Annotated in this window: 13 protein-coding genes and 1 pseudogene; 10 read left to right on the top strand and 4 right to left on the bottom strand. The window is 68.2% G+C overall.

Annotated features, from left to right (window positions below):
- Positions 1–73: 73 nt before the first annotated feature.
- The 7 genes from dnaK (at position 74) to FFS52_RS09440 (ending at position 7,202) form a co-directional block, all read left to right on the top strand.
- Positions 74–1,918, top strand: a complete 1,845-nt coding sequence (dnaK, locus tag FFS52_RS09470) for a molecular chaperone DnaK (protein ID WP_137809515.1) — start codon at positions 74–76, stop codon at positions 1,916–1,918.
- Positions 1,915–2,547, top strand: a complete 633-nt coding sequence (gene grpE / locus FFS52_RS09465) for a nucleotide exchange factor GrpE (RefSeq protein ID WP_137809514.1) — start codon at positions 1,915–1,917, stop codon at positions 2,545–2,547. Before dnaK ends, grpE begins: the two co-directional genes overlap by 4 nt.
- A 237-nt stretch (positions 2,548–2,784) precedes the next feature.
- Positions 2,785–3,987: a molecular chaperone DnaJ gene (gene dnaJ / locus FFS52_RS09460; protein ID WP_058249666.1), complete on the top strand. Its 1,203-nt coding sequence runs from the start codon at positions 2,785–2,787 to the stop codon at positions 3,985–3,987.
- 3 nt (positions 3,988–3,990) lie between these two features.
- Positions 3,991–4,389: a helix-turn-helix transcriptional regulator gene (locus FFS52_RS09455; RefSeq protein WP_137809513.1), complete on the top strand. Its 399-nt coding sequence runs from the start codon at positions 3,991–3,993 to the stop codon at positions 4,387–4,389.
- Between the two features lie 44 nt (positions 4,390–4,433).
- A complete protein-coding gene (locus FFS52_RS09450) occupies positions 4,434–4,901 on the top strand; it encodes an SRPBCC family protein (protein WP_058249667.1) in 468 nt (155 codons plus the stop codon).
- Between the two features lie 18 nt (positions 4,902–4,919).
- Positions 4,920–6,026, top strand: a complete 1,107-nt coding sequence (locus tag FFS52_RS09445; protein WP_137809512.1) for a hypothetical protein — start codon at positions 4,920–4,922, stop codon at positions 6,024–6,026.
- A gap of 99 nt (positions 6,027–6,125) precedes the next feature.
- The gene (locus FFS52_RS09440) at positions 6,126–7,202 is read left to right on the top strand and encodes a hypothetical protein (RefSeq protein ID WP_137809511.1); all 1,077 of its coding nucleotides are present in this window, start codon (positions 6,126–6,128) and stop codon (positions 7,200–7,202) included.
- A 37-nt stretch (positions 7,203–7,239) separates the two neighbouring features.
- On the opposite strand, the pseudogene FFS52_RS09435 reads toward FFS52_RS09440, so the two are convergent.
- A pseudogene (locus FFS52_RS09435) lies at positions 7,240–8,403 on the bottom strand (FAD-binding oxidoreductase); the annotation flags it as partial.
- A 123-nt stretch (positions 8,404–8,526) separates the two neighbouring features.
- On the opposite strand from FFS52_RS09435, the gene FFS52_RS09430 reads away from it, so the two are divergent.
- Positions 8,527–9,660 (top strand): amidohydrolase family protein, encoded by a 1,134-nt coding sequence (locus FFS52_RS09430; RefSeq protein WP_137809510.1) that lies wholly within the window; start codon positions 8,527–8,529, stop codon positions 9,658–9,660.
- A gap of 4 nt (positions 9,661–9,664) precedes the next feature.
- Here FFS52_RS09430 and FFS52_RS09425 read toward each other — a convergent pair whose 3' ends face one another.
- On the bottom strand, positions 9,665–10,615 hold the full coding sequence (locus FFS52_RS09425) for a serine/threonine-protein kinase (protein ID WP_137809509.1): 951 nt from the start codon (positions 10,613–10,615) through the stop codon (positions 9,665–9,667).
- Positions 10,616–10,662: 47 nt separating this feature from the next.
- The gene (locus FFS52_RS09420; protein ID WP_137809508.1) at positions 10,663–11,088 is read right to left on the bottom strand and encodes a nitroreductase/quinone reductase family protein; all 426 of its coding nucleotides are present in this window, start codon (positions 11,086–11,088) and stop codon (positions 10,663–10,665) included.
- Positions 11,089–11,173: 85 nt separating this feature from the next.
- Between FFS52_RS09420 and FFS52_RS09415 the strand changes: the two genes are divergently transcribed.
- The gene (locus tag FFS52_RS09415) at positions 11,174–12,538 is read left to right on the top strand and encodes an FAD-linked oxidase C-terminal domain-containing protein (protein WP_137809507.1); all 1,365 of its coding nucleotides are present in this window, start codon (positions 11,174–11,176) and stop codon (positions 12,536–12,538) included.
- Here FFS52_RS09415 and FFS52_RS09410 read toward each other — a convergent pair.
- Positions 12,486–13,622, bottom strand: a complete 1,137-nt coding sequence (locus tag FFS52_RS09410) for a GGDEF domain-containing protein (protein WP_249356152.1) — start codon at positions 13,620–13,622, stop codon at positions 12,486–12,488. The genes FFS52_RS09415 and FFS52_RS09410 overlap by 53 nt on opposite strands.
- On the opposite strand from FFS52_RS09410, the gene FFS52_RS23870 reads away from it, so the two are divergent.
- Positions 13,608–13,790 (top strand): hypothetical protein, encoded by a 183-nt coding sequence (locus FFS52_RS23870; protein WP_223258896.1) that lies wholly within the window; start codon positions 13,608–13,610, stop codon positions 13,788–13,790. The two genes, FFS52_RS09410 and FFS52_RS23870, sit on opposite strands and share 15 nt — an antisense overlap.
- Positions 13,791–13,860 lie beyond the last annotated feature (70 nt).

Genomic DNA, 13,860 nt, shown 5'->3' with positions numbered 1-13,860 from the left:
CGACATCCCCGCGGTCGCGAGACCCCGGGACAAGGACTCGGGTGCACACCCGCAAACTAGGAGGAAGCCAAACATGTCTCGTGCTGTTGGAATCGACCTCGGTACCACCAACTCGGTGGTGGCCGTGCTCGAAGGCGGCGAGGCCGCCGTCATCGCCAACGCCGAAGGCGCACGGACCACCCCGTCGGTGGTCGCGTTCGCGCGTAACGGCGAGGTGCTGGTCGGCCAGCCCGCCAAGAACCAGGCGGTCACCAACGTCGACCGCACCATCCGCTCCGTCAAGCGCCACATGGGCGAAGGCGACTGGACCGTCGAGATCGACGACAAGAAGTACACCCCGCAGGAGATCAGCGCGCGCACGCTCATGAAGCTCAAGCGCGACGCCGAGTCGTACCTGGGTGAGGACGTGACCGACGCGGTCATCACCGTCCCGGCCTACTTCAACGACGCGCAGCGTCAGGCCACCAAGGAAGCCGGCCAGATCGCCGGCCTCAACGTGCTCCGCATCGTCAACGAGCCGACCGCGGCCGCCCTGGCCTACGGACTCGACAAGGGTGAGAAGGAACAGACCATCCTGGTCTTCGACCTCGGTGGCGGCACCTTCGACGTCTCGCTGCTCGAGATCGGCGACGGCGTGGTCGAGGTCCGTGCGACCTCCGGCGACAACCACCTCGGTGGTGACGACTGGGATCAGCGCGTCGTCGACTGGCTCGTCGAGAAGTTCAAGAGCCAGAACGGCATCGACCTGACCAAGGACAAGATGGCCCTGCAGCGTCTCCGCGAGGCTGCCGAGAAGGCCAAGATCGAACTCTCGAGCTCCCAGAGCACCTCGATCAACTTGCCCTACATCACCGTCGACGCCGACAAGAACCCGCTGTTCCTCGACGAGCAGCTCTCACGCAGCGAGTTCCAGAAGATCACCTCTGATCTCCTGGAGCGCACCCGCGCACCGTTCCAGGCCGTCATCAAGGATGCGGGCATCTCTGTCGGCGACATCGACCACGTCGTGCTCGTCGGTGGTTCGACCCGTATGCCGGCCGTCACCGACCTGGTGAAGGAACTGACCGGTGGCCGCGAGCCCAACAAGGGCGTCAACCCGGACGAGGTCGTCGCCGTCGGCGCCGCACTGCAGGCCGGTGTGCTCCGCGGTGAGGTCAAGGACGTGCTGCTGCTCGACGTCACCCCGCTCTCCCTCGGTATCGAGACCAAGGGCGGCGTGATGCACAAGCTGATCGAGCGCAACACCACCATCCCGACCAAGCGGTCGGAGACATACACGACCGCCGAGGACAACCAGCCGTCGGTGCAGATCCAGGTCTATCAGGGTGAGCGCGAGATCGCCTCGCACAACAAGTTGCTCGGCAGCTTCGAGCTCGGCGGCATCGCTCCGGCCCCGCAGGGTGTCCCGCAGATCGAGGTGACCTTCGACATCGACGCCAACGGCATCGTGCACGTCACCGCGAAGGACAAGGGCACCGGCAAGGAGAACTCGATCCGCATCCAGGACGGTTCCGGCCTGAGCAAGGACGAGATCGACCGCATGATCAAGGACGCGGAGGCGCACGCCGACGAGGACCGCAAGCGCCGCGAGGAGGCCGAGACCCGCAACCAGGCGGAGTCGCTGGTCCACCAGACCGAGAAGTTCCTCAAGGAGAACGAGGACAAGGTCCCGGCGGAGCTGAAGGAGAAGGTCGAGGCGGCCGTCGCCGGGGCGCAGGAAGCGCTCAAGGGCAACGACACCGCGGCGATCAAGTCCGCGATCGAGAAGCTGTCGGAGGAGTCGCAGGCCCTTGGCCAGGCGATCTACGCCAACGCCGCTGCCGAGGCCCCCAACGGTGAGTCCGCCGCGGCCGACAGCGATCCCGACGTCGTCGACGCCGAGGTCGTCGACGATGCCGACTCGAAGGAGAACAAGTGACCGCAGGAGCCCATTCGTCGAATGGGTCCGGCGAGGAGCCGGTGACGGTGACCGACCGTCGTCGTATCGACCCGGAGACGGGTGAGGTGCGCGACGAGCCGGCCGCCGGCCCCGGCCCGGCCGACGCCGGACCGGTTGTCGACGAGTCCCAGACGGACGAGTCGCAGGCCGACACCGCAGCCGACGAGCCGGATGCCCGCGTCGCCGAGCTGACGGCCGACCTGCAGCGCGAACGCGCCCAGTTCGCCAACTTCCGGCGGCGTGCCGCCGAGGAGAAGCAGGGGTCGGTCGCCTACGGCAAGCAGATCCTGATCGACAAGCTGCTGCCGATCATCGACGACCTCGACCGTGCACGCGAGCACGGCGACCTCGACAGCGGTCCGCTGCGTGCGGTCGCCGACAAGCTGACCGGTGTGCTGGCCGCCGAAGGTCTCGTGGCCTTCGGTGCGGCGGGTGACGAGTTCGATCCCGAACTCCACGAAGCCGTGCAGCACGACGGTACCGGGGCACATCCGGTGATCGGATCGGTGTACCGATGCGGCTACCGCCTGGGCGAGAAGGTGATCCGCACCGCGATGGTGACGGTCACCGATCCCGCTCCCGCGGGCGACGCGCCCGGTGCACAATAGAACGACCGTCGCTCGATCCTGGGTGGGCGAACTCACCACTGATCCCTGAGGTGCGAGGAGCGCAAGCGACGAGCCACGAAGGGCGACGAACCCTTCGTGGCTCGCTTCGCTCGCACCTCAGGGAGCAGGTGGTCGGCTCGCACCTCAGGGAGCAGGTGGTCTGCTCGCACCTCAGGGAGCAGGTGGCCCCAACTGAAACTTCAATCCAGACAACAGAACTCAAGGAGGTGACGTCTGGTGGCACCACAACGTGAGTGGTTAGAACACGACTTCTACAAGGACCTGGGCGTTGCTTCTGACGCTTCGGCTGAAGAGATCAAGAAGGCCTACCGCAAGCTCGCGCGCGAGCTGCATCCTGATGCGAATCCGGGTGACAGCGCGGCCGAAGAGCGCTTCAAGCGGGTGTCCGAAGCCCACAGCGTCCTCGGCGATGCCGAAAAGCGCAAGGAATACGACGAGACACGCGCCATGTTCGCCGGCGGACGATTCCGCGGCGGCGGCAACGGCTTCCCGGGTGGCTTCCCCGGCGGCGGAACCACCTACACCACCGGCGGCGGTGGCGACTTCGACCTCGGCGATCTGTTCGGCGGGGCGCAGACCGGGGGCGGCGGTGGCGGTTTCGGCGACATCTTCGACGGCCTGTTCAACCGCGGCGGCGGAACGCAACGTACTTCGACGGCGAGCCGGCCGCGTCGTGGCAAGGACCTCGAGACCGAGACGACGCTCTCGTTCTCTGACGCCGCGCTCGGCACGACCGTCCCCCTGCGGGTGACGAGTCCGTCGCCCTGCACCACCTGCCACGGCTCGGGCGCCAAGCCCGGGACCAGTCCGCGGGTGTGCGCGAACTGCAACGGTTCCGGGTTCGTGAGCCGCAACCAGGGCGCGTTCGGATTCAGCGAGCCCTGCCAGGACTGCCAGGGCACCGGGTCGCGGATCGACGACCCGTGCACCGATTGCGACGGCAGCGGCGTGAAGGTCCGCGCGCGCACCATCAACGTCCGGATCCCCGCCGGCGTCGAGGACGGTCAGCGCATCCGGCTCGCCGGGCAGGGCGAGGCCGGTCGTCGTGGCGCCCCGTCGGGTGACCTCTACGTCGTCGTGCACGTGACCCCGCACAAGCAGTTCACCCGCAGCGGCAACGACCTTCGGGTGCAGCTGCCGGTGCGGATCTCCGAACTCGTTCTCGGAGCGACGGTCTCGGTTCCGACCCTGGAGGGTTCGGTCGGGGTGAAGATCCCGCCGAACACCACTGACGGCCGCACGCTGCGCGTGCGCGGTCGTGGAGTGCCCAAGCGCTCCGGCGGGGCGGGCGACCTGCTCGTCACCGTGAAGGTCGCGGTTCCGAACAAGCTCGACGAGGCCGCGGTCGAGGCGATGCGCGCCTACGACCAGGCCGAGCGGGCAAGCGGTTTCGACCCGCGGGCGGACTGGGGGCGATGAGTGATGGCCGGTGCGGGCAACTTCGACGGCGACGGCGCGACCTTCCTGATCTCGGTGGCCGCCGAACTCGCCGGCATGCACGCCCAGACCCTGCGGACGTATGACCGCCTGGGCCTGGTCACCCCGCAACGGACGAGTGGCGGTGGTCGCCGCTACTCGTCCCGCGACGTCGAACTCCTGCGCGAGATCCAGCGTCTCTCGCAGGAGGAAGGCGTCAACCTCGCGGGCATCAAACGCATCATCGACCTGAGCAATCAGGTCGAGGCACTCCAGCACCGCGTGCGCGAGCTGACCGACGAGGTGCAAGCGTCGCGGACCCGCCGCGGCGGCGAACTCGTCCCGGTGCCGCGCACCAACGCCCTGGTCGTCTGGCAGCCGCGACGCAAACGCACCACCGACTGACCTGGTTTCGACGCGAGCCCACGGACGTGCGTAACGTTGAGCGTATGGCTTCTGAACCCGTCACCACCGTCGACTCCGGCCCGCACAAGGTCTCGCGCCGGGTCGTCGTGAACGCCCCGGCCGCCGATGTGTTCGCGCTCGTGTCGAATCCGCATCGGCATCCGGAGCTCGACGGTTCCGGCACGGTCCGCGACACCCCTGTGGACGGGCCCGAGACGCTGACCCGTGGGGCGCGTTTCAGCGTCGGGATGAAGCAGTACGGCGTGCCGTACAAGATCACCTCGACCGTCACCGACTTCGAACCCGGTCGGGTCGTCGAATGGCAGCACCCGATGGGGCACCGCTGGCGGTGGGAACTCGAGTCGACGTCACCGACCACGACCGCGGTCACCGAGACCTTCGACTACTCGACGCTCCGGGTACCGAAGATCATGGAACTCATCGGTTACGACAAGAAGAACGGCAAGGGGATCGAGGGCACCCTGCGGGCCCTCGCGGCCCGGTTCGCCTGAGCCGGACCGTCACCCTTGATGGACTCCTCTTCCCCCGAGTCGTTCCCCGAGCCCGGCACCTCGGATGAACCCGTCGTCGTCCTCGGCATCGTCGCCGCGCCGGGCCAGGCGATCGACCTCGCCCGCAAGCTCATCGAAGCCGACCTCACCGACCACATCCAGACGACCTTCCCTGGCGCGCGCTGGCAGCTGGATCTCCTCGAGGCCGGCGTCGTACAGCCGCCGGCCGGCGACGCCGAGATCGTCGACGCCACAAGAGATCTTCTGCTCGAACACGAGTGGGATCTGGTGCTCTGCCTGACCGACCTGCCGCTACACGTCGGCAAACGTCCGGTCGTCGCGCATGCCAACGCAGTGCACGGCGTCGCGGTCCTCTCGGTGCCGGCGCTCGGCGCCACCGGAGTGCGGCAGCGGGCCCGCGGCATCATCACCGGACTCGTCGGTCAACTCCTCGGTGCCGACGCCGACGACCTCCGCGGTCACCAGAAGTCGCCGGCGCGGTCGGCGCTGCGCCATCGCGTGCGCCAACTCGGGACCGACGTCGACGAGGCGGGCACCGCGTTCACCGCGCGTGTCCTGACCGGGAACCTGCGTCTGCTCACCGGCATGGTGCGCGCCAACCGCCCGTGGCGGCTGGCACTCGGCCTGAGCCGCGCACTCACCGGCGCTATCGCGGCCGGGGTTTTCGCACTGGTGACCGCCGACATCTGGCTGCTCGCAGACACTTTCGGTGGGATTCGGCTCACCGGCGTGGCGCTCGGCTCGATCATCGCGATCACCGCGACGCTGATCATCGGTGCCGACCTGTGGGAACGTGGCACCTCTCGTCAGACGCGCGAACAGGTGGCGCTGTTCAACATCGTCACCGTGATCACGGTGGTCCTCGGCGTCGGCGCCTTCTACGCGGCGCTGTTCGTATTGTCCGCCCTCGGCGCACTGTGCCTGGTGGTGCCGCAGGTCTTCGGTGCGACGCTCGGCCACCCGGCCGGTTTCACCGACTATCTGGAGGTCGCCTGGCTGACGTGCTCCCTCGCGACTGTCGGCGGTGCCCTGGGCGCCGGCCTGGAAACCGACGAGGCGGTGCGCGACGCCGCCTACACGCAGCATCCCGCGGAGCCCATCTGAGTCGGTGTACCTGCACAGCCGGGTGTACGAAGACCGCAGGCGAGCCGCTAGGCTTGCGGGTCAGAACGCCACAGCAAGGTCGCCGACGGGAGGTGAACCATGTCCGAGGTACCGGCTAACGGGCCGATGCCGGGGTTCGTGGTCCTGGGTATCTCCGTCGTCGACGACCAGATCAGCTCGGTGGTCCGCGACGCCGACGGCCACGTCCTGGCGAGCAATCTCGTCGACCTTCCGGACGCGTCGGCGGCCGGTGCCGAGGCCGCGATCCTCGAACTCGTCGATTCCGTCCCTGTGGAGGTCGACCGCATCGGGATCTCGGCGTCCCGCGCAGACGTCCGCGATCACCTGGCTCGGGCCTTCGCGCCGGGCGCCGGCACCGGGCCGTCGTGGACGGAGAAGGTCGTCGTCACCGGCTATGCCGCCGCACTCGCCGAGATCGCATGCACGCATGCGACGCGCGGTGGGGTGGTGGCCGTCGTCGACCTGGATCGCGATGCCGCGCCGGCCGCCGGCACGACCCTCGCCACCGTCGACACGTCCTCCGGCGCCGTGCTCGGCACGACCGACTTCGCGCCGGGCGAGGTCGCCTCGGTCACCGACCCCGACGCGGCGACCCGGCTCGCGACGGCGGTCACCCGCCTGCCGCGCGGGCGTGACATCACGTCGGTCATCGTGGTCGGCCCCGGCGCGCAACTCCCCGGCATCGCGCCGGCCTTCGAGTACGCGGCGCAACGCCCCGTCACCGTCGCGGACAACCCGGCGCTCGCGTCGGCCCTCGGTGCGGCCGACGCCGCGGTGGTAGCCGCGGCAGCACCCCCCGTCGCCCCGCGGACGTCGACGGGACGTCGCTGGTGGTTCGTCGGCGCCGCCATCGGCGCGGCCGTGTTCCTGGCCGCCGTCGGGATGACGCTGATCCTCACCGCCGAGTCGACGGTCGCCGAACCCGCGCCCGTCACCGTGACCGAGACACCGGCAGCGGTCACCTCGACCCAGGAGGCGACGGTCACCGAGACCGAGACGGAGACCTCCGTCCGCACGACGACGGTCACCAGCACCCCGCGTCCGGTCACTCGAACGGAGACGGTGACTGAGTCGGCTCCCGAGACGTACACCGTGACCGAGACCGAAACGGTCACGGCTCCGGCCGGCGGCGAGCCGAGCCTCGAAGTCCCCTGAGCCGCACCGGTTCGGGGAAGTCAGCTCTTGTGCCGGCTCAGAACACCGGGTCGTGCTGGATGCGGCTGGCCCGGACGCCCGCGATGATCAGCGTGCGTCGGGTGTTCTCGATCATCTGCGGTGATCCCGCGATGAGCACCTGACGGTCCTGCCAGTCACCGGACCGGGCCACGACGTCGGCGAGGGTGCCGATCTCGTGGTCGATGCCGAGCTCGGCGGGTGTCGCCACCGCGTTGATCCACCACGGATCGCTCTCCTCCTGGGACACGGCGGTGACCCGCAGCCAGGGATTGGTCGACGCGATGCGGCGCAGGACGGTCAGGTCGTAGAGCTCGCCCGGGTAGCGCATGCCGTAGAAGATGTGCGTCTCCGGCGAATCCGCGCGCATGGACATCTCGATCAACAACGCCCGCAGCGGTGCGAGCCCGGTCCCGCCCGCCACCATGAGGACCTTGCTGTCGCGGTCGACGTGAAGCGTCCCGTGCCCCTGGGCGAGGGTCCACACATCGCCGATGCTGGTCTCGCTCACGATCGCGGTGCTGACCGTTCCACGGGGGATCGCACGCACGTGGAACTCCAGTTCACCGGCCGGGTTGGGCGGGATGGCGGGGGACAGATTGCGCCACTGCTTGGGCCATTGCGGGGTGTGCACCTCGAGGTACTGGCCCGTGTTGAACGTGAGCGGCGAGTGGGCGAGGAGTCGGACGACCGCGAGGTCCCGGGTGATCCGGTACTTCTCGACGACCTCGGCGGTCCAGCGCGCAGGATGGGTCGCGCTCTCGGCCGCGCCCCGCATGACCCCGGTGACCAGCATCATCGCCTGCGAGACGGTCTGTTCGGTCTCGGCGTCCCAGTAACCGGCCATGAGGCTGCCGAACTCGCCCATCAGGGCGGCGTACATCACGTGGTAATGCTCGGGCTCGACTCCGAACTTGCGATGGTCGCGTCCGAGCTGCGCGAGGAACTCCACGAGTTCGGCGTGACCCGACTCGGCCGGGATCGCTTCCAGCACATGGTCGATGACCCGATGGAAGGCCACTCGCTGGGCCGCCATCGACACCCCGAACAGGTCACGCAGGTCGGGATCGATCGCAAACATCCGGGTGTAGACGTTGGTGACGAACCGGTCGGGCTGTCGATTGACAGCCGTCCGCAGCTGATGCAGCGCGTGGCGCGTATGTGTCGCCATCTCGAAAAGATCACACCTCCGTCGCGGCTCGTCTCCCCACCCGGTTCAAGAGACCCACACTAGTCCTTCAACACGTCACAATTCAGGATCCGGCATCCCATGTCGGACAGTGATGAGGTATGGCAAGGTACGGGGATGACGTCCCTCGAAGGGGTCCTCACGGGCATCGTTGATGCCCATGTGCAGCACTGGAACCCGCGGCGCACCCCGTGGGCGGCGACGCGGGCGTCGCGGCTGTACGGGTTCGTCCCCACCTTGGGCGACCGGGTGTTTCCGCTCGTGGTCTCGCGCGCCGACCGCGAGTACATCCTGACCCCGCGCACCGTGGCCCGGGCCTACGAGCCGCGTCAGTACGCCACCGATGCGGCGCTGGTGCCGACCGTGGTGGGGGTACCGATCGACACGGTGGTGCATGTCGAGTCGCATTGGCGCCGCGAGGTCGCCGACGCCGCGGAGCCACCGGTGGACAGCACCGCCGTCGAGGAGACCCGATATCTCGAGAGCCTGCCGTTCGGCCAGGCCGGTACCCCCCGCCTCGGCGCCGTCATCTCGCACGGCGATCCGCGGACCCGCACGTTCGCGACCATGCTCGACGAACAGTTCGCGGCCTCGCCGCGGTTCCGCGGCATCCGCATCGTCGCGTCCCGACATCCTGATCCGCGCGTCCGCGATGGCGGGGACACCGACAACCTGCTGTCCTCGACGGCGTTCCTCGAGGGGTTCGCCGAACTCGCGAGCCGCGATCTGGTCTTCGAGGCGTCGGTGTACTCCCATCAGCTCTACGACGTGATCCTGCTGGCCCGGGAGTACCCGGACACGACGATCGTCCTCGACCACTTCGGCATCCCGGCGGGGGTCTTCGGTCCTGTCGGTGTCCGCACCGGCGCGACAGCCGCTGCGCGCGCGGACATCTGGCGATTGTGGCGAGAACGGATGACGACCCTCGCGAACCACCGCAACGTCGTCGTCAAGCTGTCGGGTCTGGCGATGCCGATACTGGGTTACGGTCACGAACGGTGGGGCAACATCGGCGGTCAGGCCACGCTCGCCGAGATGATCGGTCCCTTCGTCGAGCACATCGTCACTCATTTCGGGTCGGACCGCATCATGTTCGGGTCCAACTATCCGATCGATCGGCCGAACGCCGCGGTCGACGTGCTGGTCGGCGCGCTCGTCGACTGTGTGTCCCAGTGGGGTTCGGAGGCTCTGCGGAAGATCTTGCGCGACACCGCTGTTCGTGTCTATGCGATCGATGACGCGGCGGGTTGACCGCTCACCGGCCGCGGGGCCACCACGTCGAACGTTGCGGCGACTCCGGCACGGGCACGTCCCGCATGAGCCGGGTCAGGATCTCGACGAGGGCGGTGCACGAGGGATACCGGTCCTCCGGTGACTTCGCCAGCGCCTTGGCGAAGATCGAGTTCATCGCCGACGGCAGCCAGGGGCGGCGCCGGGTGAGTTTCGGCGGGTCGTCGTTGAGGTGGGCATAGGTGATCGCGAAAGCGGTGTTCCGCGGATACGGCGGTGTGCCCGTGATGAGTTCGACGAGCGTGCACGCGAATGCGTAGAAATCGGTTGCCGGGGTGAGCTTCTGGGCCTGCAGTAGTTCGGGCGAGGCGTAGCCGATGGAACCCTGCACACGACCGTTGCGCGCGAGTGGACGGGTGTCGTCGAGGAACTGGGCGATCCCGAAGTCCGAGAGGTAGGCGTCGAGGGGTGTACCCACAGATCGCGGGGTGCGGGAGAGGAGGATGTTCGCGGGTTTGACGTCGCGATGCAGGATGTCCTGCGAATGCGCATGATCCAGCGCATCGGCGATCTGCATCGCCGCCCGCAGGATGGTGTCCATGTCCGGCTCGTCGCCGCGCTCGGGGACGAGTGCGGTTGCCGCGGGGCCGCCGATGTACTGCATGGTCAGCCACATCGACGGCAGGTGCCGCGGCCCGAGCGACCCGCGCGGGGAGGCGATCTCGCCGTGCTCGATCATGCGCACGATGTGCGGATGATCGAGCAGCGACGCGATCCCGAATTCCCGCTCGAAGCGCTCCCGGACGCGCGCGTGGTCGGACGCGTTCGGGTGCAGGACCTTCAGGGCCAGCGGCCCGTCGCACGACGGGTCCCCGTCGTCGCCGGTGCGATGGACCCGGAACACATCTGCGCTCGCCCCGCCACCGAGGAAGTCGTCGATGGTGAAGCCGGCCACGCTCTCGCCAACCTCGAACACCCTGCCAGGGTAGTGGCGTTCGCGGGCCGGCGGCGGTAACCGCGGGGTCAGCGAGCCGGTGTCAGCCGGAAGATCGGGAACCGCCGGCCCTGCGCGGTCTCGGTGTACTTCAGGAACTGCTCGGATACCGAGATGAACTTCTGCCACGCGGGTTCCCAGTCGTCGCCCTCGACTTCGGTCACCGCGGTGTCGAGACGTTCGACGCCGTTTGCCGCCGGCGTCTCCACGGCGACCGATTCGGGATGGGCACGCAGGTTGTGAACCCACGCCGGGGCCTTCGGCGAACCGGCGTACGAGCCGATGACCAGCCAGCTGTCGGCGTCGGGCAGCGCGAACAGGGGACTGATCCGCGGCTCGCCGGACTTGGCGCCCAGCGTGTGCAGGAGCACGAGGTTCTTGCCGAAGCCGGCGGTGTCCACATGCCCGTTGTTGGAGCGGAACTCGTTGATGACGGTCGCGTTGAAATCGTTCACGTCGCTCATTGTCGCGGTGCCCGGCGTTTCCGGCCATGTATCAATCTGAAACCGTGGTCGTTCGGTCTGCGAATACTCTGAACAGATGAGTGTCGACCCGAGTTCGCTGGCCGCTTCCCTCCCCGACGGCATGGTGGTCACCGACGCCGACATCCTGGCCGGCTACCGGCAGGACCGTGCCGCCGATCCGACGGCCGGCACCCCGCTCGCGCTGGTTCGGCCGACCACCACCGCCGAAGTGCAGGACACCGTTCGCTGGTGTGCCGCCAACGGTGTCCCGATCATCACGCGGGGAGCGGGTACGAGCCTGTCGGGCGGGTCGACGGCCGTCGACGGCGCGATCATGCTCTCCACCGAGAAGATGCGGGACATCGACGTCGACCCGGCGACGCGCACCGCCGTCGTCCAACCCGGACTGTTCAACGCGGAGGTGAAGGCCGCGGCCGCCGCGTCGGGGCTGTGGTATCCGCCGGACCCGTCGTCGTTCGAGATCTGCTCGATCGGAGGGAATGTCGCCACCAACGCGGGCGGACTGTGCTGCGTCAAGTACGGCGTCACCACGGACTACGTCCTGGGCCTCGAGGTCGTGCTCGCCGACGGCCGGGCGGTACGCGTCGGCGGCAAGCAGCTCAAGGACTCCGCGGGCCTGCCGCTGACCAAGCTGTTCGTGGGCAGCGAGGGGCTGCTCGGGATCATCACCGAGGTCACCCTGCGGCTGTTGCCACCGCAAGGCCCCGCGAGCACCGTCGTCGGTGTGTTCGGTTCGGTGCACGACGCCAGCCGGGCGGTGCTGGCGGTCACCGGGGACATGCGTCCCGCGATGCTCGAGTTCATGGACTCGGTCGCGATCAACGCCGTCGAGGACCTGTTGCGGATGGGCCTCGACCGGGAGGCCGGGGCGCTCCTCGTCGCCCAGTCCGACGCCCCGGGTGCGGCCGGCGCGGCCGAGGTGGAGTTCATCCGGAAGGCGTTCGAGTCCAATGGCGCCGGGGAGGTCTTCGCGACCGACGACCCCGTCGAGGGCGAGGCGTTCACCGCGGCCCGCCGCGCGGCGATCCCGGCGGTGGAGAAGCTGGGATCGCTGTTGCTCGAGGATGTCGGCGTACCGCTGCCCTCGTTGCCCGACCTCATCGACGGTGTCGCCGAGATCGCGGCCGACAATCGGGTGATGATCTCGGTGATCGCCCACGCCGGCGACGGCAACACGCACCCGCTGATCGTCTTCGACCCCGCCGACGCGGACGAGGCAGAACGCGCGCAGGTCGCCTTCGGTCAGATCATGGACCTCGCGATCGAGTTGGGCGGCACCATCACCGGCGAGCACGGGGTGGGACGGCTGAAGAAGGGCTGGCTGCCCGACCAGGTGGGGCCCGATGTCATGGAACTGACGGCTCGGATCAAGCAGGCTCTCGACCCCGACGGTCTGCTGAACCCGGGCGTGCTGTTGTAGGTGGGCGGCCTCCGGTGGACCGGGAGGCCGCGGTGCGCCCCGCCACCACATAGGTGTCGCGGCCTGCGGCCTTGGCGTCGAAGAGCGCGTCATCGGCGACATCGAACTCGTGCCGGATGAAGGCGTCGGCGTCGTCGGCGGACATGTGGCCGCCCGGTGTGACCCCCACGGCGATGCCCAGGCTCATCGTCGCGGTCGCACCACCGGGGATCGTGATCCGCCCCGCACGGATGCGTTCGGCGAGCGCGCGCACCGAGGTCTCGTCGGCAAGCGTCGCGATCGCGAACTCGTCACCGCCGAGTCGCGCGGCGATGGCCTTCTCGTCCGTGGCCCCTTGCAGAATCGCCGCGACCCGCTCCAGGACGTCATCACCCATCGCGTGACCGTGTTCGTCGTTGATGGCCTTGAACCGGTCGACATCCGCGGTGACCAAGGCGAACGGGTGGGCGGGGCTGCGACGGAGCATTGTCGTCGTCGCGTAGATGAAGCCGCGACGATTCAGCAATCCGGTGAGCGAATCGGTATTCGCCATGATGAGCTGATGTTTCAGCGATCGCTGGAAATCAGATGTGTAACTGCGATGAAGGGCCGTGGTGCCATTGGTGACGACCAATAATGCGAGTGTGGTGAACAGGACGTTCAACACCGGAGTGCCATCTGCCCATGACATGAGGCCCATCGCGCAGACCGCGATGCTCGAGTAGATCATGTGGGCGTACGCGACCGGGGACCGGACGAAATGCGCCACATATGACCCGATGACGGCGAAGATCACGGCGCAGAACTGGGCCAGGATGATGTCGGAGATCGCCAGGATCGCGACGGTCAGCACAGCGTCGGCCCACAGGACGAACAGGGTGTTGAACCCCCTGATCGACGACTGTTTGGTCCACCAGATCACGCCGAGGTGGACCCGGCTGACCACGAGAGCCATCGGGATCGTGGTGGCGACGACGATGCCGAGGGCGATCGAGCGCGGGACGGATCCCTGTGTGCCACTCGGCGTGAAGAGGGCGATCGTGCCGAGCGCCCCGCACACCGCGACCAGTACGGCGATGGTGACGCGGACATGCCATTCGCGCATCCGGACCTGTTTGAGGACGTGATCGGCGTTGTCGTAGAAAAGGTGATGATGGCCGGATATCTCACCGGTGGCCGGTCCGTGGCGAAGAGCCCGGAAACGAGCGGCGGGCCGTTCATCCTGGTCTCCGCGTTGTCGGTGCTCGATGGCCGCATCCTCTTTCACTCGTGATGCGCGTGACGCGCATGCATGTCGCGACGACGAATCGTCGAACACACGTTACGGAGTTTAGAGGACGATT

Origin of the sequence: Gordonia sp. ALPHA1B1 (assembly GCF_005502615.1) — a bacterium.
GTDB classification, from domain to species: Bacteria; Actinomycetota; Actinomycetes; order Mycobacteriales; family Mycobacteriaceae; genus Gordonia; species Gordonia hongkongensis.
Note: the sequence above shows the minus strand (reverse complement) of the source record. Positions and strands in the feature narration are given on the sequence as shown.